This is a genomic window from Acinetobacter minutum, assembly GCF_035916735.1.
GTDB lineage: Bacteria > Pseudomonadota > Gammaproteobacteria > Pseudomonadales > Moraxellaceae > Acinetobacter.
In genome coordinates, this window is record NZ_JAQIHG010000002.1 from 172,591 (window position 1) to 190,818 (window position 18,228).

Annotated in this window: 18 protein-coding genes, 1 tRNA gene and 1 pseudogene; 10 read left to right on the forward strand and 10 right to left on the reverse strand. The window is 44.7% G+C overall.

The genetic code is table 11. From position 1 onward, the window contains the following. Positions 1-56: 56 nt before the first annotated feature. From PAE54_RS01830 to PAE54_RS01840, 3 genes are all read right to left on the reverse strand, one after another. The gene (locus PAE54_RS01830; RefSeq protein ID WP_273778943.1) at positions 57-488 is read right to left on the reverse strand and encodes a hypothetical protein; all 432 of its coding nucleotides are present in this window, start codon (positions 486-488) and stop codon (positions 57-59) included. Positions 489-802: 314 nt separating this feature from the next. Then, positions 803-1,042 (reverse strand): TIGR03643 family protein, encoded by a 240-nt coding sequence (locus tag PAE54_RS01835; protein ID WP_326518218.1) that lies wholly within the window; start codon positions 1,040-1,042, stop codon positions 803-805. 222 nt (positions 1,043-1,264) lie between these two features. After that, positions 1,265-1,341: transfer RNA gene (locus PAE54_RS01840), tRNA-Ile, on the reverse strand. Positions 1,342-2,147: 806 nt separating this feature from the next. On the opposite strand from PAE54_RS01840, the gene PAE54_RS01845 reads away from it, so the two are divergent. After that, positions 2,148-2,708, forward strand: a complete 561-nt coding sequence (locus PAE54_RS01845; RefSeq protein ID WP_326518201.1) for a 1-acyl-sn-glycerol-3-phosphate acyltransferase — start codon at positions 2,148-2,150, stop codon at positions 2,706-2,708. A 115-nt stretch (positions 2,709-2,823) separates the two neighbouring features. After that, positions 2,824-3,573, forward strand: a complete 750-nt coding sequence (locus PAE54_RS01850; protein WP_273778936.1) for a YebC/PmpR family DNA-binding transcriptional regulator — start codon at positions 2,824-2,826, stop codon at positions 3,571-3,573. 61 nt (positions 3,574-3,634) lie between these two features. Here the strand turns inward: PAE54_RS01850 and PAE54_RS01855 are convergent, their stop codons facing one another. Both PAE54_RS01855 and PAE54_RS01860 read right to left on the reverse strand, forming a co-directional pair. Beyond that, complete coding sequence (locus PAE54_RS01855; RefSeq protein ID WP_273778935.1) at positions 3,635-4,105, reverse strand: Lrp/AsnC family transcriptional regulator; 471 nt, start codon at positions 4,103-4,105, stop codon at positions 3,635-3,637. A 422-nt stretch (positions 4,106-4,527) separates the two neighbouring features. Next, positions 4,528-5,292, reverse strand: a complete 765-nt coding sequence (locus tag PAE54_RS01860) for a glutathione S-transferase family protein (protein WP_273779429.1) — start codon at positions 5,290-5,292, stop codon at positions 4,528-4,530. Positions 5,293-5,620: 328 nt separating this feature from the next. On the opposite strand from PAE54_RS01860, the gene ychF reads away from it, so the two are divergent. Together ychF and PAE54_RS01870 are read left to right on the forward strand one after the other, a co-directional pair. Further along, on the forward strand, positions 5,621-6,712 hold the full coding sequence (gene ychF, locus PAE54_RS01865) for a redox-regulated ATPase YchF (RefSeq protein ID WP_326518202.1): 1,092 nt from the start codon (positions 5,621-5,623) through the stop codon (positions 6,710-6,712). Between the two features lie 179 nt (positions 6,713-6,891). Beyond that, a complete protein-coding gene (locus tag PAE54_RS01870) occupies positions 6,892-7,830 on the forward strand; it encodes an AEC family transporter (RefSeq protein WP_326518203.1) in 939 nt (312 codons plus the stop codon). Between the two features lie 60 nt (positions 7,831-7,890). Here PAE54_RS01870 and PAE54_RS01875 read toward each other — a convergent pair whose 3' ends face one another. Continuing rightward, complete coding sequence (locus PAE54_RS01875; protein WP_326518204.1) at positions 7,891-8,370, reverse strand: hypothetical protein; 480 nt, start codon at positions 8,368-8,370, stop codon at positions 7,891-7,893. A gap of 99 nt (positions 8,371-8,469) precedes the next feature. On the opposite strand from PAE54_RS01875, the gene PAE54_RS01880 reads away from it, so the two are divergent. From PAE54_RS01880 to dapC, 5 genes are all read left to right on the forward strand, one after another. Then, positions 8,470-9,213, forward strand: coding sequence for an AzlC family ABC transporter permease (locus tag PAE54_RS01880; protein WP_326518205.1), 744 nt, complete (start codon positions 8,470-8,472; stop codon positions 9,211-9,213). Continuing rightward, positions 9,210-9,557, forward strand: coding sequence for an L-valine transporter subunit YgaH (gene ygaH, locus PAE54_RS01885; protein ID WP_326518206.1), 348 nt, complete (start codon positions 9,210-9,212; stop codon positions 9,555-9,557). The genes PAE54_RS01880 and ygaH overlap by 4 nt, the downstream gene beginning before the upstream one ends. A 121-nt stretch (positions 9,558-9,678) precedes the next feature. Beyond that, positions 9,679-10,896 carry a formate-dependent phosphoribosylglycinamide formyltransferase gene (gene purT / locus PAE54_RS01890; RefSeq protein WP_326518207.1) on the forward strand — a complete coding sequence of 406 codons (1,218 nt, stop codon included), beginning with the start codon at positions 9,679-9,681 and terminating at the stop codon, positions 10,894-10,896. A 27-nt stretch (positions 10,897-10,923) separates the two neighbouring features. Continuing rightward, positions 10,924-13,590 carry a [protein-PII] uridylyltransferase gene (gene glnD, locus PAE54_RS01895; RefSeq protein ID WP_326518208.1) on the forward strand — a complete coding sequence of 889 codons (2,667 nt, stop codon included), beginning with the start codon at positions 10,924-10,926 and terminating at the stop codon, positions 13,588-13,590. 24 nt (positions 13,591-13,614) lie between these two features. Continuing rightward, positions 13,615-14,784, forward strand: a complete 1,170-nt coding sequence (gene dapC / locus PAE54_RS01900; RefSeq protein ID WP_326518209.1) for a succinyldiaminopimelate transaminase — start codon at positions 13,615-13,617, stop codon at positions 14,782-14,784. 52 nt (positions 14,785-14,836) lie between these two features. Here dapC and PAE54_RS01905 read toward each other — a convergent pair whose 3' ends face one another. Together PAE54_RS01905 and msrB are read right to left on the reverse strand one after the other, a co-directional pair. Then, positions 14,837-15,325 (reverse strand): glutathione peroxidase, encoded by a 489-nt coding sequence (locus tag PAE54_RS01905; RefSeq protein ID WP_326518210.1) that lies wholly within the window; start codon positions 15,323-15,325, stop codon positions 14,837-14,839. Further along, entirely contained in the window at positions 15,322-15,741 is a 420-nt protein-coding gene (gene msrB / locus PAE54_RS01910; RefSeq protein WP_326518211.1) for a peptide-methionine (R)-S-oxide reductase MsrB, read from the reverse strand. Before msrB ends, PAE54_RS01905 begins: the two co-directional genes overlap by 4 nt. Before the next feature lie 154 nt (positions 15,742-15,895). On the opposite strand from msrB, the gene PAE54_RS01915 reads away from it, so the two are divergent. Next, positions 15,896-17,134: a pyridoxal phosphate-dependent aminotransferase gene (locus tag PAE54_RS01915; protein WP_273778921.1), complete on the forward strand. Its 1,239-nt coding sequence runs from the start codon at positions 15,896-15,898 to the stop codon at positions 17,132-17,134. Positions 17,135-17,189: 55 nt separating this feature from the next. Here PAE54_RS01915 and PAE54_RS01920 read toward each other — a convergent pair. Then, positions 17,190-17,708: pseudogene (locus PAE54_RS01920) on the reverse strand (SGNH hydrolase domain-containing protein); the annotation flags it as partial. 52 nt (positions 17,709-17,760) lie between these two features. Then, positions 17,761-18,228 (reverse strand): IS66 family transposase (locus PAE54_RS01925; protein WP_326518212.1); only part of this gene is annotated, 468 nt, incomplete at its 5' end.

The following is an 18,228-nucleotide window of genomic DNA, read 5'->3' on the forward strand; positions in this document are numbered from 1 at the left end:
TTTATTTTTATAAAATTCCATGACAGCCTAAATCATCGTTTAGGCTGTCATTTCAATTATTCCATTTTATTTATTTTAAAATACTCAATAATCTCTTCGCCATTATTTACAGGTACTGTGGGGGATGCTGGGTTTTCTTCATTTTCATATGCAGATAAGCTGATCTTCGCTTTTAACGGTGGTAGCTCTTTTTTAGCCCCTACAGTAATTTTTTCAATTGCTCCCGCCAGCCATAAGATAAATTCCTGCGAGTTACGGCTCTTAGGAATCAGGCTCAAATCTAACTTGATATTGGTATCATTAACCGGGTTGACCATCAGCTCGGCAAAATCTATGTAATTGTATAATAATTTGATTTCTGTTCCTTTAATGGCATTTCTTAACTCAATCATCAAATTATTCAGATCTTCGAGGGGATCATCAGTAAACCCTTTCTTTTCTTTCACCGTTTGATAAATTCTCTCAGCTATCTTTAAGCATTGAGGCATCTCAGTTCCTTGTTCTTTTATAGATTTTACTGAAATGCATTCTGTACGATATCACGTAATTTGATGTCGAGGTTTGATAGTAAGTTTGCAACCAAAACAGCCCATGACAACAGTGTGTTAACACTAAAGTGCACAGACCACAACAAAGCGTGCATTTTTTAAACTTTCAAGTCTTTTCTGGACAACCTTCTATTGAACTGCCATACAAACTTTCGGTGAATGGCTAATCTGATCGTTAATGAAGTGGATGACCTGAACACAAATACTGGTTTAAATATAAATACATGATGATTAGATTTAAATTTCCGTCCTGCTCAGTGGCGTTTATATTGACGTGAACAATAAGCACGGCTGACTTCAGGCGCACGTAATTTTAGATGTTTGGTTTTTCGTCCTGCTACACGCTCACGCCATAATTTGAAGCTACTGGGTTTTAAATGATTTCGCATTAAACGAATCACTTTAGACTCATCTAAACCAAACAGACGTTCAATGGCTTCAAAGGGTGTCCGGTCTTCCCATGCCATTTCGATAATACGTGAGGTTTCATCCAAGGAAAATTCGTGAAGATTCTGCAATTCATCACCTGACTAGCATTTATATAAGCTCGGACTTTAATGTAATCGATCAGCTAGAGGATTGGCAGAAACTTTCGTTAAAAAAATAAGTCTCTTTCTCAATTTCGAGTGAAATGAAGAAATTTCTATATAGGGCTTACATGGATTTTGGCAATAAAAAATCACTTAGGAATTTAATCTCTAAGTGATTGATATATTTGGTGGGCCCACCCAGACTCGAACTGGGGACCAACGGATTATGAGTCCGCTGCTCTAACCGACTGAGCTATAGGCCCTTATAACTCTGAAACTAACAGTATTTTTCGAGCTGTAATACTAGCCAAATCATCTAATAAAAACAAGCACTTTACTCCCCCCCTTCCTGAGATGGATATTTCTTGGGCAAATTTAAAAATCTTTCATAGAAATTATGCGGGTTAAAACAGGATAGAACCGCAAAAATAAGCTAAATAATGTACAAATTATTACTCTAACCAAGCCTTATTTATTTTTTTTACCTATATATTGATTTTTCATACAAATAAGCCCGGTTAAAAACCGGGCATTTAAGCACTTAATTTCTGTCATAGCGACATACTTTGAACGACCACAAACAATAAAGAGATGAATGTCAGTTTCAAGGTAAATTATGCGATAAATTAACGCTGTTTGCGGTTCTCAAGCTGAAACTCGATGAAAGACCATAGTAAAACAAGCATTAAGATCATCATTGCAACTGAAGATACCGTGATGTATGTCATGCTAACTGCCCCTCTATCCTCTACAACTTAAGTGTGAAAAGAAAATGATGAACCAAAAGTTCTAGACGAAAGTCTAATGCCATATTCGAATAATGAATAGTCATAGGAGAAAAAATATTAATACAAAATAAATATGAATAAATTTTATCCACTACGCTTTTTTACTTTCTATATAAAAAAACACTCAATGCTGAGTATTCACAGCTTCTATAGGTTGTGTTTGGAACACTGAGGAAGATTAGTTTGAATCTCTATCCTCTATGCATCAAGAGGCTTGACAGAAGCGGTGAACAAGCAGAAATTACTCGCTCATTTTTTCTATGTCTTGATTTATGTTACCTATGAAAAAATTTATCGGCGCTGCGGCTTTTAAACTTGCCGGCTGGCAATATGATGTCGATCCCAACATTTTGGAAGATAAACAGGTCATTGTCGGCTTTGAACATACCTCAATGATGGACGGCGTACTCTCCCTCGCCTTGTTCCAAATGTATGACATTAAAATTCACACGCTGATTAAAAAAGAACTGTTTAAAGGTCCAATGAAGCCAATATTACATGCGATTGGCGGCATTCCCGTGGATCGTCACAACAAACAGAATATCGTAGGGCAAATGGTTGAGCTGTTTCAGACGCATGAGAAATTTAGTCTGGTGATTGCTCCAGAAGCTACCCGTGCTAAACAGGGTGAAGCGCGTAAACCGATTCGCACTGGGTTCTGGCATATTGCCAAAGCCGCCAATGTGCCAATCATTTTAATGTATGCCAATAGCAAGACCAAGCAGGGCGGAATTTTCGGTAAAATCTATCCGAGTGAAATCCATCATGATTTGGCAGAAATGAAACGCTTATATAAAGAGCATACGGGTCTGGATATCACGATCCCTGAACCGCAAAATTAATCGATTTTCTTGGCATATTTTAAAAATGAAGTACTTTCTTCAAAAAAAGTGCTTATGGTAGAATCTGCGCAATTCGATCTGGCAGTCAGGCCTATCTAACAGGAGCATATTTCGCATGGCGGGTCATTCCAAATGGGCGAACACAAAGCATCGTAAAGCAAAACAAGATGCGAGCCGCGCTAAAATATTCACAAAATTCATCCGTGAATTAGTTACAGCTGCACGACTAGGCGGTGGTGATGTTGCCTCTAACCCACGTTTACGTGCCGTAGTCGAAAAAGCATTGGCTGCCAACATGACACGTGACACTGTGAACCGTGCGATTGCACGTGGTGTCGGTGGTGAAGACAATGATGACTTAAAAGAAGTCACTTATGAAGGTTATGGTGTTGGTGGTGTTGCGGTTATTGTTGAAACAATGACAGATAACTTAAACCGTACTGTTCCTGATGTTCGTCACTGCTTCTCTAAAACTGATGGTAACTTGGGTACCAACGGTTCGGTTTCTTTCTTGTTTACCAAACGTGGTGAGATTAGCTTCGAAGATGTTTCTTTAGAAGATCAAATCATGGATGTTGCGTTAGAAGCGGGTGCTGAAGACATCGAAGTCGATGAAGATGGAATCCTGGTCATCACCACCCCAGAGGCATTCGGTGAAGTACAAGATGCCTTAGCTGCAGCAGGTTTAAAATCTGACAATGCTGAGGTGGTGATGAGTCCTTCGACTAAAGCTGAAATCACGGATATCGAGCAAGCGAAAAAAATCATGAAAATGATTGATATGCTTGAAGATTTGGATGACGTACAAAACGTCTATACCAACGTTGAATTTTCTGATGAGGTTTTGGCTCAACTTGATGCCTAACCCACACACACTTTTCCAGTAAAAAACGCACTCAATTGAGTGCGTTTTTTATAGGTATTGTTTAAAGTTTATGTAGCATTTTATAGCAGTTAAACACGTCATATTTTTTAATCACGAAGCTCGAATGCAAAGCTGCGACGTTATCCAGTTTACCGATACGGCGTAGTAAGATTTCACTATAGCTATCCATATTCTCTGCCACCAGTTCCACAATAAAATCAGCACTTTGTCCGGTGACCAAAAAGGCATTGATTACTTCAGGAATATCTTCAATTTCCGCCAGAAACTTGTCAAAAGTTTCACTGTCATGTTTGCTCAAGGACACTTGGAGCAAAATATGTAAATTAAATCCCAGCTTGGCAAAATTAATCTGATGTTTTGCAGGACTCATCATTTGGCTATCAATCAGGTTCTTGATGCGACGATGCACCGAGCTCACCGAGAGATTAATACGCTCTGACAGCTCATTTAAATTGACATCTTCATGGGACAAAATTTCAAGAATCTGTTTATCAAAACGGTCCAGTTGCATTCGAGTCGAAGCTCCATTGATTATTATTTTTTAAAGCATGGATCTGAAGGCAGTTTGGAAAAGGATGTTCCGGGTCAAGGGAAAACGCTCGGTTTACTTCACGCCCTACGGTTATGGATCACCCGTAGATTTACAAATTCACTTCTGGATCCTTTGCTCACGAAGCCGAACCGCCATCTTGTGGACCTAAGCTAGTCATCTTCTCCCAAAGAGCCTAACTGTACGGTTCGATCCCTCTTACACCCTACTGTCTAAAGTACCAGCATCTGCTCTGAATTATTTCCCTAAAATTCCAAAAAACCAAGCATGAAATGAAATTTTTTATCTATTTTACAAATAAATTTAGAAATATATTCATCTTAAAAGAAGTGCACCAACAAAAAATCCCGGCTTACCGGGATCAAAATGCGATACAGGTTGTTTTAAACCCCACGCCAGTCAACACGGGCATTGCGTTCAGTCTGGTAAATACGCTGTACATATTGACCTAAAGGCAAACTCAGCAAATGCTCTTTAAATGCTTGGGCTGGTAATGAGCAGCTTTCGCCCTGCTCTTTTTCCCACGGTGTTCCTGCAAGTTCCAGAATTGGAGCCAACATTGCACACACCGCGATATCCGCCAGTCCAAAGCGATCCCCAACCAGATAGCGACCATGGTTGGCAATCAGAACCTGATTGAGTTGCTGGATCAATTCATCCATACGCTGTTTGGACTGATCAACACTAGGCTCATCCAAACGGTAGCTTTTTGAAATCCAGCTTTTTAATAAAGGCTTGGAAAATTTTTCCAACTGGCGCAAATAGCCTTTTTCCCCCAAAATAATTTCCAAGGGTTCATCACTTTCAGACAAGCTATGCGCCAGAGTCCAGCGTCGCACATGTGAACCCAATTCATTGGCCAATTGGTTCATCGCCAGCCCCTGTTCTCGTAATTTCGGATCAGCACGCAACAAGGCATGTTCCGGATAAGTTTGATCCAGATACAAGGCTATTTCAGTCGAGTCTGCGATATAACGTTCGCCATCTTTTAAAATGGGCAATTTGTTCTGGCCAGTTTTCAATTGAGCAAAGGCACGATGCAAACCGGGCACCAGATTTTGTGCCACGTAATCCAGCTCTTTATGATCGAGCAACCAGCGAGCTTTCTCACAAAAGTGAGACAAGGGAAACTGGTACAACACACGCATAATCGCTCCAGAGAATTCGGTCAGGCCAAGAAGATCGTGATGATCGGATAGCGATACTGTAGTCATCCCCCTAGGTAAATACAATGTGATTTTCACTCAAAAATCATGCAATTTAGATTCGTTTTGATCCCTTGATTTTTAACTTTTATCCCATGTTGGCTCTGATATCTCGACTCATTCATCTAGAAAGCGATGGATAATTCATCCCATTAACGAAACCCGTTGATTTTCTTCAGGTTCAGATAAACCTCCCGCTCTGACCTGACTTTATCCTGACTTTCATGTAAAATCGGCGGCAATTTTTAAATAACACGTTGTGAGTCATTTCATGGGTTTTAATTGTGGTATTGTCGGCTTACCAAACGTAGGTAAATCTACACTTTTCAATGCCTTAACCAAAGCTGCAATTGCGGCAGAAAACTTCCCGTTCTGTACCATTGAACCAAATACCGGGATTGTCCCTGTGCCGGATGCCCGTCTGGACAAACTTGCAGCGATTGTTAAACCACAACGCATCCTGCCAACGACTATGGAATTCGTGGATATTGCGGGTCTGGTCGCAGGTGCTTCTAAAGGTGAAGGCTTGGGTAACCAGTTCTTGGCCAACATTCGTGAAACAGATGCGATTGCCCATGTGGTTCGTTGTTTTGAAGATGAAAACGTAATTCACGTAAATGGTAAAATTGACCCACTCGATGACATTGCCACCATCAATACGGAACTTGCCCTGTCTGATTTGGACACCGTAAACAAGTCGATTACGCGCCTGACCAAGACAGCCAAAGGTGGTGATAAAGAAGCTATCGCGACCAAAGCCGTATTGGAAAGAATCCTGCCTTTACTCGATGAAGGTAAACCTGCACGTGCCGCTGATTTATCAGATGATGAACGTAAATTGTTGCGTGGTTACGGTTTATTAACCTTAAAACCGACCATGTATATTGCGAACGTGGCGGAAGATGGCTTTGAAAACAATCCACATTTGGATGCAGTGAAAAAACTAGCAGAAGAAGAAAATGCGATTGTGGTTCCACTATGCAACCAGATCGAAGCTGAAATCTCTCTACTCGAAGAAGATGAACGCGCAGAATTCTTAGAAGCAATGGGTATGGAAGAGCCAGGCCTGAACGTGGTGATCCGTGCAGGTTATAAACTGTTAGGCTTACAGACTTACTTTACCGCGGGTGTACAAGAAGTGCGTGCCTGGACCGTGAAAGTAGGGGCAACAGCACCACAAGCAGCCGGTGTCATTCATACGGATTTCGAAAAAGGTTTTATCCGTGCAGAATGTATCGCCTATGACGACTTCGTGCAGTACAACGGTGAAAATGGTGCCAAAGAAGCTGGAAAATGGCGCCTTGAAGGTAAAACTTACGTAGTACAAGACGGCGACGTTTTACATTTCCGCTTTAACGTCTAAGTTAAATGCATAAAAAATAAGCTCCGATCGGAGCTTATTTTTTTTTAACAGCATCACTAAAATCATCGCGAGGCTACAGCAGCCTTACTTTTTAAATATAACGATATACCTGATTTATCTCCCGCTGCAGCGAAAAGAATGAAATAATCAGCTTTGCAGGACGCTAAAGCGATGGACACATGGAACAAATTATTGCGGTTATTCTTCCTATTTTGATTATTCTCGCGGCTGGATATGGCAGTGTGTTTTTCAAAATGCTGGAACGCAGTCATATACAGGCGATCAGTCAATATATTATTAAAATCGCCCTGCCTGCTTTTTTACTGCATGCCCTGTCCACCCGGCCATTTGCTGAAATCTGGCAGGCTCCCTATTTTTTTGCCTACCTGATCGGCTCATTGCTGTTATTTTTTGGCACTTATCTGCTCTACCGCAAAGGGATTCAACTGCCGCAAACCCAAGCCGCCGTGATGGGATTTGGCGGTTCAATGTCCAATACCGGCTTTATTGGCACCGCAGTTTTAACCTTATTGATTGGCCAGGCAGCTGTACCTTATCTGGCTATGACTTTGATGATTGAAAATATCATCATGCTCACCCTGATGCTGGTCTTGGCCGAAAGTGGTCTCAGTCAGCATAAATCCCTACATGAACTATGCTATGCAAGTCTGAAAAATATCAGTAAAAATCCGGTGATTTTATCGATTATTTTTGGGCTAATCGGCTCAATGCTCTCCATACAGTGGCCGGATGCCGTCGCCTTTTCCCTGAAATCACTCGCAGCAACAGCTTCACCATTGGCGATTCTGGTGATTGGGGCCAATCTTGCCGGATTGGATCTGAAGCAGATTGGTCAGGATGTGACGATCATGTGCAGTATTAAACTTTTACTGATGCCACTGGTGATTGGCACCGCCCTGTATCTGATGCCTGCCACCACGCCGAAAATGCTGTATGCAGGAATCATTTTGGCGGCACTGCCGATGGCCAGTGCCTTTGGTATTTATGGGCAAATTTACGGCATTCCGGAACGCAGTGCGGCACCGGTCATGTTAAGTACTTTACTGTCCTTATTGGTGATTGCGGCTATTCTGCATTTTGTTCCCTCACCCTTTTAAACCTCAATACCAAGTGATCTTGAGCGATTAAAAAGCCCACATAAACGTGGGCTTTTGTGCTTAACCTTTCTTTTTCGGATCAGTATTGCCTAATTCGGGATTATCGATGGCATTTTTACACTGGGCTTTATCCCGTTCATAGTCTGCTTTCTTCTGTGCCACATCATGACGATTTTCCAGAATGTCACGAGCCCAAATATCCAAACTGGTCAGAGCCTTACGACACAGGGCATATTTACCTTCGGTCACCGAGTCAGTCATTTTGACGTTAATGCGCCAGTCGGTACTGAGTTGACGGACGGGTTTACGCACTTTCTCTTCAAGCAGATTGCGCTGAGCACGATACACATAAGGATCTACTTGATTGATGAGTTTCCAGGCCTGTTGAGCATATGCTGTCGCGTCATTACTCAATTTGGGCGCCGGTTTGATCTCGGTCTTTTCCCGCGGTTCCTGACCAGAGTTCCCACATGCCTGCAAACCACCTGCTAGTGCCAGCACGACAACGGCACAGTTAAAACTTCGCTTTGTTGCCCACATCCCAATCGTCCTCACAAACATTTCGGCACTATGCTAGTGAATTCAGCTACAATACTCAATCTTTTGACCTGTTGTTCAATTTTTCCCGCAAGGTGCAGCGTGTCCGAGCACAATCCTTCTCCTCTCCCACCTGCCGGTTTCTGGCAAGGTGCAAAAGATAGCCAAGCGATTATTTTTACTTACTTACCTGTATCTTTTGCCTTTGGAGTATCTGCAACCCAGTTTGGCTTTACACCGTGGGAAGCGCTATTTTTATCCTGCTCTATGTATGCCGGTGCCAGTCAGTTTCTGGTGGTGGCTTTATTGGGCAGTGGTACGTCTATCTGGCTTACGGCACTGACCGTCATCGCACTAGATATCCGTCATGTACTTTATGGGCCAGCGTTGTATCACCAGATTCAAGACCGGCTCAACCTGAAAAAAACCGCCATCTGGGCCTGGGGTCTCACCGATGAAGTCTTTGCCAGTGGCATGATTCAATTGTCACAGCGTCGGCAACAATGGTCCGAATCCTGGATGCTCGGCTTGAGTCTGTTCAGCTGGATGTCCTGGGCGCTGGGGTCGCTACTCGGTGGTCTATTTGCCGATCAGGTCAGTCAGTTACCACAATTTTTGCAGGCAGCCATGGATTTCTTGCTACCAGCGTTATTCTTAAGTTTCTTGCTGGCGGCCTTTGAAAAAAAACATACTTTGATTGTAAGCGTTGCGTTAATCGTGTCAGGATTGGCCTGTTACTGGATCAATCTTTCCGCTGCAATTTTTATCGGTATCTTGGCCGGGATTGCGGCAGGTTTATGCAAACACTATTTATTCCACGCTGCTGATGAGGATCATGCAGGATGAATCTCGAAATTCTTTTAGTCGGCCTACTGGTCGGGATTGCCAATTTTGCTTCACGTTTCGGGCCATTTTTTGTCATCCAGAAGCGTCAGCACCATCAACAGCAACGCGGTGCGATTTGGCTTAAAATTGCCTTGGGAAGCATCGGCATTTCCGCCATCAGTTCGATGCTGGTGGTCGCGACCTTACCGCCGCTGATTGAGACACCCAATAAAAGTTTGGCGATGCTGTTGGGGTTTATCGTGTTAAGCGGGCTGTATTTTAAATTTAAGAAGATTGTCCCGGCGACGCTCACTGCCGCTTTAGTCTATGGCTTGATCTATACCTATGTGCCTTTTTCAGCGTAAAGTTGAATGAATTTAAAGATTTAGTACTCTGCTCACAATTCAACAAAAAATTGGTTTTTCTGTGAATCAGTGCTTAACAGCCGCGTGAGTTCTGCTATGCTTAATCACCACTTTTACCAGGATGATTCGCATGAGCGTGACTTTAGGTACTCCACTTCAATCTTCTGCGTTTAAAGTTCTCCTGCTCGGATCAGGTGAACTGGGCAAAGAAGTCGTGATTTCCCTACAGCGCCTAGGTGTCGAAGTTCATGCAGCAGATCGTTATGATCATGCACCCGCCATGCAGGTAGCACATTTTTCTCATGTGCTGAATATGGCCGATCCACAACAGCTCAAACAGCTAATCCAGAATGTACAACCCCATCTGATCGTGCCGGAAATCGAGGCGATTGCCACCGAAGTGTTGCTTGAGATTGAACAGCAACAACTGGCTACCGTGATTCCTTCGGCCAAGGCCGTCAATCTGACCATGAACCGTGAAGGTATCCGTCGTTTGGCCGCCGAAGAACTGGGGCTGCCAACTTCGGCCTACCGTTTTGCTGATTCTCTGGAAAGTTTCCGTGCAGCCTGTGACGATATTGGCTATCCAAACTTTGTGAAACCGGTCATGTCTTCCTCAGGCAAAGGACAATCACGCGTGAAAAGTTTTGCTGAAGTCGATGCCGCCTGGGAGTATGCGATGCAGGCTGGCCGGGTCAATCAGGGTAAAGTGATCGTTGAATCACAAATCGATTTTGATTTTGAAATTACGCTGCTAACCGTACGCAGCAAAAATCCGCATACCAGTGTGATTGAAACCCAATTCTGTGACCCGATCGGCCACCGTCAGGACGCGGGTGACTATGTTGAAAGCTGGCAGCCACAACCGATGACAGCAAGCGCGTTGCAGGAAGCCAAACGCATTGCGGAGAAAGTGACACAAGCACTTGGTGGCTGTGGCATTTTTGGCGTGGAACTATTCGTTAAAGGCGATCAGGTCTGGTTCAGTGAAGTCTCCCCGCGTCCACATGATACAGGTTTGGTCACGTTGGCTTCGCAATATCAAAGTGAATTTGAGTTGCATGCCCGCGCAATTTTAGGCTTGCCAGTCAATACAGCTCGACATAGTGTAGCGGCGAGCGCAGTGATTTATGCGGGTGTGGATGACCAAAACCTGCAATACACTGGCCTAAATCTTGCTTTAGCTCATCCAGATACCGACTTACGCCTGTTTGGCAAGCCGGAAGGCTTTAAACGTCGCCGTATGGGAGTCGCGACCGCACGTGCAGCGACCACCGAACAAGCACGTGAGCTGGCACAGCAAACGGCCGATCAGGTCAGCGTGCTGCAAAGCCAATAGGATTTTATATTTACGGACTCACTTTCTATGATCAACACATCACCTCTGCTGAATTACGTCAAGAGTAACCATGACATCCACGCCATTAACCAATGGCGTACTGATGTCGAGAAGCAGCTTCAGGATGGTTTTGAAAGTGGGCAATCCATTCGGGACGTGGTGAATACCCGTTCCAACCTGATCGATGAAGCCCTGATTTTCTTGTGGCAACATGCCGGACTGGATCAGACCAATCTCGGCCTGTTTGCGGTGGGTGGTTACGGTCGTCGGGAAATGCTCCCTTACTCGGATGTCGACATCATGATTTTGTCAGAAGATGAAATCACGCCCGAGCGGGAACAGCTGATTTCCACTTTTATCTCATCACTCTGGGATGTCGGCAATTTTAAACCAGGGATCAGTGTCCGCACGATTCGTGACTGTGTCGATGCAGCAACCAGTGATCTGACTGTTGCCACAGCGCTGATTGAAGCCCGTCTGATTACCGGTAACAGTCTGTTGGCGAAATGGCCACGCAAAATTGTGTCGAAAAGCTGGACCGATAAAACCTTTTACGATGCCAAAATGGCCGAACAGGCCAAACGTTATGCGCAACATAACAATACCGAGAGTAATCTGGAGCCGGACATTAAAAATGCACCGGGTGGCATGCGGGACATTAACCAGATTGGCTGGATTGCCAAACGGCATTTCCGGGTCAACCGCATTTATGATTTGGTGCATCTAGGCTTTATCTCGGAGTTTGAGCTGGGCGTACTGGAAGAAGCGGAAAGTTTCTTGTGGGAAATCCGTCATCATCTGCACCGTTTAACCAAGCGGGATGAAAACCGCCTGTTATTTGATTATCAGCGTGAAATTGCTGCGAAATTTGGTTATGTCCGTCAGGATGATCAACATCCGAATTATCCAATTGAACAGTTCATGAAGCGCTATTACCGTACTGCGCAACAGGTTTCAACCCTGAATGAAATGCTATTGGCCTATTTTAACGAATCGGTCATTACCCCACGTCTGCCCAACTATGAACGTCAAATTGAAGAGATCAACCAGAACTTCAAGCTGGTGGACGGGAAATTGGCGGTACAACATCATAAAGTATTTGCAGAAAACCCAAGTGCTATTCTGGAATTGTTCTATTTGTTGGCTAACCGGCCGGATATCGAAGGCATCCGTGCACGTACCCTGCGTCTGGTCACTTTGGCGGCCAAGCGGATTGACCTGAGCTTCCGCAACAATCCGGAACATCAGGCTCTATTCATGGCCATCATCCGATCTCCCCAGCGCCTATATGACACGCTGGTGGCAATGAAACGTTATGGCGTACTGGGCAATTACATTCCGGCATTTGGCCAGATTGTTGGTCTGATGCAGTACGACCTGTTTCATATCTACACGGTTGATGCCCATACTTTATTGTTACTGCGCAATCTCAGCCGTTTCAAGGCACCGGAATTTGCCAAAGACTTTCCAGTCGTAAGTTCAGTTTTCCAGCGCTTGGCACGCCCTGACATCGTCTTTCTTGCTGCGCTATTCCATGATATTGCCAAAGGCCGTGGTGGTGACCACAGTGAACTCGGCGCGGTCGATGCGATTGAATTCTGCCGTGCACACGGCTTTAGTGAACGCGAGTGTCAACTGGTTGCCTGGCTGATCCAGAATCACCTGTTAATGTCATTAACCGCGCAGAAAAAAGATATTTCCGATCCGGATGTGGTGCAGGCTTTTGCCGAAAAACTCGGGGATATGGAACATCTGGATTATCTGTATACCCTGACGGTGGCAGATATCAATGCGACAAATCCCAAACTCTGGAACAGCTGGCGCGCTTCACTGATGCGTCAACTGTATACCCATGCCCGTGATGTCATCCGCACCGGTTTAGGTCGTCCAGTAAACTATCAAATGCTGATTGAAGACACCAAATTCGCGGCCAGTGAATTGCTGGTTGAGGAGTTTTCACTCAATGAAGTCGAAAAAGTCTGGCATGAACTGGGTGATGAATACTTCCTGAAAGAATCGGCGGATGAAATTGCCTGGCACACCCGTGCCATCCTGCAGCATGGCAACAATCCAGCACCACTGGTCTTGATGCGTGCGCACCGTAAATCGGCGCAGGACGCGGTTCAGATCTTTATTTATACCCAAGATAAGCCCAACCTGTTTGCCACCACAGTCGCCGTGCTCGACCGCATGGATCTCGATGTACAGGATGCACGGATTATCACGGCAACTAAAGCCTTCAGTCTGGATACCTACGTGGTGCTAGACCGTTTTGGTACCTTGCTTACCGATCCTGAACGTGAAGACACGGTGATTCATGCACTGGTCAGCGCCTTGAGCGAATCAGAGAAATATCCAGGACTAATGCAACGCCGTATCCCGCGTCAATTGCGTCATTTTGATGTGGAAACCACCGTTGATATTACCCTCAACCCTGCTTTACAACAGAATATGGTGGAAATTTCAACACTTGACCAGCCAGGTTTGCTGGCACGCGTCGGTGGATTGTTTATGATGCAGGGTTTGGATATCCATTCTGCTAGAATTGCAACTCTGGGTGAGCGCGCAGAAGATATCTTCTTTGTCACGAAAAAAGATGGCACCCCGCTGGATGATGCGGAAACCCGTCAATTCGCTGCACAATTAAAAGCGGCGCTTGATGAAGCAACCAGCCAAGTGGTAATCCCACATTAAGTTCAACTGTTCGGTATTGATTCCATGAACTCTAGTTTGTCATTATTGCATCCTTATCCTTTTGAAAAGTTAAACAAACTCTTTCAAGATGTTACCCCTGCGGCCTTGCCTTTGATTCCGTTATCGATTGGTGAGCCGAAACATCCTGCACCAGAGTTTGTGAAACAGGCGATTATTGACAACTTCCAGCATTTATCGACATATCCCAACAGTAAAGGCTTGCCAGAATTACGCCAGAGCATTGCCGACTGGCTGACCCGTCGTTTCAAACTGAATAGCATCAGTGCTGAACAGCACGTCTTGCCCGTTTCTGGAACCCGTGAAGGGATTTTCTCTTTTGTACAGGCCCTGATCAAACGCGAAGATGCCCCTTATGTGGTGATGCCGAATCCGTTCTACCAGATTTATGAAGGTGCAGCACTGCTCGCAGGTGCACAGCCATATTTCATTAACTGTACGGAAGAAAATCATTATCTTGGCGATTTTGATGCCGTACCAGCTGCAGTCTGGGAAAAAACAGCATTGCTCTTTGTCTGTACACCCGGTAATCCAACCGGTGCGGTGTTATCGAAAGAACAATTTAAAAAACTGATTGCGCTGTCAGATCAATACGGTTTCGTCATTGCTTCGGATGAATGCTATTCAGAATTGTGGTTTGATGAAGCCCCGACCGGTTTACTGGAAGTGTGTGCAGAATTGGGGCGCGATGACTATAAAAACTGTATCGTGTTCCACTCGCTTTCAAAACGCTCCAACTTGCCGGGCATGCGTTCCGGTTTTGTCGCCGGTGATGCAGCATTATTAAAACCTTATCTGCAATACCGCACTTATCACGGTGCAGCGATGCCGGTACAACATCAGCTGGCTTCGATTTCTGCATGGAATGATGAAGCGCATGTGGAAGAAAACCGTCAACAGTACCGCGCGAAATTCGATTTGTTCCAATCTGAACTCGGTCATTTATTGCCGCTACAAAAACCGGATGCAGGTTTCTATTATTGGCTGAAAGTGGACAATGATGAAGTCTTTGCCAAAATGCTGATGGAAAAAGCCCACATCAAGGTACTTCCGGGGCGTTATTTATCGCGGGATACTGAACAGGGTAATCCGGGCGAAAACCATGTACGTATGGCTTTGGTCGCAGATCTTGCCCAGTGCGAGCAGGTGATCCAACGCTTAAAAGCGATTTTATAAAAGGCAGTCATCAGGCAAATTGAGGGCGATCAAATGATCGCCCTTTTTATGCTTAGGCTTGTGCCAACGCCTTTTCAATATCTTCGGCCAAAGCCTCGGGCTTGGTGGTCGGCGCATAACGGTTTAATACCTCACCATTTTTACCGACCAAAAACTTGGTAAAATTCCACTTAATACTCTGGCTGCCTAACAGTCCCTTGGCCTCCCGAGTCAGGAAGCGGAACAGGACATGCGCTTCCGGCCCTTTCACATCGATCTTGGCAAACATCGGAAAGCTCACCCCATAATTTTTTTGGCAGTATTCACCAATCTGCTGGTTGGTTCCGGGATCTTGCCCCCCGAACTGGTTACAGGGAAATCCCAGAACTTCCAGTCCTTGTGCATGATACTGCTGATAAAGTTTTTCCAATCCAGCAAATTGCGGCGTAAAACCACATTTACTTGCGGTATTCACGATCAATAAAACTTTGCCACGATAGTCGGCAAAAGACTGGGTATCCCCATTTAAACGTTCAGCTTCAAACTGATATATATTGGTCATGGATAATTTTCCTCATCGGTTTTTTCTTGTGTTTTTAATTCTAAAGAGGCTGAATTTACGCAATAACGCAGTCCTGTCGGTTCAGGACCATCCGGGAATACATGCCCCAAATGTGCGTCACAATGATGACAGACGATTTCGGTTCTGTTCATGCCATAGGAACTGTCCTGATGCTCTTCAATCGCGGCGGAGTTGAGTGGACGATAAAAACTTGGCCAGCCACTACCGCTATCATACTTGGTGTCTGAAGAAAATAATTCCGCCCCACAACAGCGGCACACATAGATTCCATGCTGTTTGCTGTTCCAGTATTTCCCGGTAAAAGCAGGCTCCGTTCCCTTTTGACGCGTAATGCGAAACTCTTCTGGTGATAACTCTCTTTGCCATTCTCGGTCTGTTTTATTGAGTTTTCCCATGACTAACTCCTTTAAATCGATAGCATTCGGTGTCATGCTTCTGTACGTCCATATTTACGCTAGAGATTGATAAATTTCTAGCGAAATTTCACCATAGATTGTGCATTTTCAGTGAATCTATTTTTTCTTAACATACATATAATTGGATGAGATTATGTCCGTTTTAGGTAACACGACACCACGCGAAATTAAAAAATCGTCTAAGCTTGAGCATGTTTGCTATGACATTCGTGGACCAGTGTTACGAGCGGCCAATGAAATGGAAGAACAAGGGCATAAAATTATTAAGCTCAATATTGGCAACCCTGCTCCATTTGGCTTCGAAGCTCCACAAGAAATTATCAATGACGTTGCAATGAACCTGCCAAACGCAGTGGGTTATACCGATTCCAAAGGGATTTTCCCCGCACGTAAGGCCATCTGCCAGTACTACCAGCAAAAAGGCGTGTTTGGCCTGACCGTTAAAGATGTCTATATCGGTAATGGTGTATCTGAACTCATCATGATTGCCATGCAAGGTCTGCTTGATGATGGCGATGAAATGCTAGTGCCAATGCCGGATTATCCGTTATGGACAGCTGCAGTAAACCTATCTGGTGGTACTGCGATCCACTATAAATGTGATGAAGAAAATTTCTGGTATCCAGACATCGCAGATATGGAAAGCAAAATCACGCCAAACACACGCGGGATTGTCATCATTAATCCGAACAATCCAACAGGTGCTGTGTATCCACGTCACATTCTGGAACAGATTGTGGCTTTGGCGAAGAAATATGACCTGATCCTGTTTGCTGACGAAATTTACGACAAAATTGTCTATGATGGCATCGAGCATGTCTCTGTCGCCTCTTTAGCAGGCGATCAGTTGTGTATTTCCTTTAATGGTCTGTCCAAAGCTTATCGTATTGCGGGTTTCCGTTCCGGCTGGATGGCAATTACCGGTGATAAATCCCGTGCACAAGATTATATTGAAGGTCTGGATATGCTGGCTTCAATGCGCTTGTGTGCCAACCACCAGGCTCAATATGCGATTCAAACCGCACTGGGTGGTTATCAATCGATTAATGATCTGACCCGTCCAGGCGGCCGTTTGTATGAACAGCGCAATATTGCCTGGGAAATGCTGAACGAGATTCCAGGGGTGTCTTGTGTCAAACCAGAAGGTGCAATGTACTGTTTCCCTCGTCTTGACCCAAATGTTTATCATATTGAAGACGATGAACAACTGATGCTCGATCTGTTACGTGCGGAGAAAGTATTGTTAGTACAAGGCACGGGTTTTAACTGGCCAAGCCCCGATCATTTCCGTGTGGTGTTCTTACCCGCAGAGAATGAATTGCGCGAAGCCATTAACCGTTTAAGCCGTTTCCTGGCAAAATTACGGGCCTGAGTTTAACCGATGTAAAAAAGGAGCTTTAATCAAAGCTCCTTTTTTATGCGTAACCTTAAAACCGTAATGGATTGCCAAAGCGTTTTAAATATTCACGACCAAGTTCGGTAGACCCTTGATAGTTAAGATGGTCATCGTCTTGATCACGATAAAGTGGCACCCCATTAAGTGATAGCTGACAGACCTGCTGATCACACATGGCTCGTGCAGGATCAATCACGACTAAATCTGGATACCTTTGACTGAGCTGCTGCACCATCTGCAGAAATTTTTCACTTTGTTGCTGAAATTGCAGATAAGAACCTTGGCAGACATTCTTCAAATGTAATGCCGTTGCACGTACAGGACAACTGGCGCGCAGTTCCTGCAAATCGGGTGTATCCATCAATATGACGGGTTGTGCCCCGGATGCCTCGATCTGTTGTATCGCATTTCTCAAGCCTTGCATATACGCCTGCTCAGTGTGCTGGGTGGTTGCTGTACGCAGTTTTTCATCAAAATAGTGATTGAAGTAACCCGACAATACTACGAATTTATATTGGTGCTCTTTTAAATGGGCTGTGATCGCCTCATTCCGCGCTTTAAAAGTTTGATCGTAAGCGTCCGCTGAACCCCATGCCTATTTTTTAATTTGAGTTGGATTTCCAGCGATGTGGCAGTAATTCTTCTATTTGGGTCGCTTTATGCGTCGGCAGCCTTTTCAGCACATCACTTAAATAGGCATACGGATCCAGCCCATTCAGCTTTGCTGACTGGATTAAAGTCATGATATTGGCCGCTCGTTGACCACTGCGCAGCGAGCCAGCAAACAGCCAGTTCTTTCGTCCCAAGGCCCAGGGGCGCATTGAGTTCTCTGCCCAGTTATTGTCAATGGGTAGATTGCCATCATCCAGATAGCGGCTTAAGGCTGGCCAACGCTTCAGACTGTAATTGATGGCCTTGGCGGTTGGAGAACTCGATGGCACCGTCAGATAATGTTGGTTGAGCCATTCATACAGTTGTTGCATCACCGGTTGGCTGTGCTGTTGTCGGTATTCGCGGCGGTGTTCTGCTGTACTATCGGTCTTTTTCCTGAGTTCTGCTTCTATGGCATA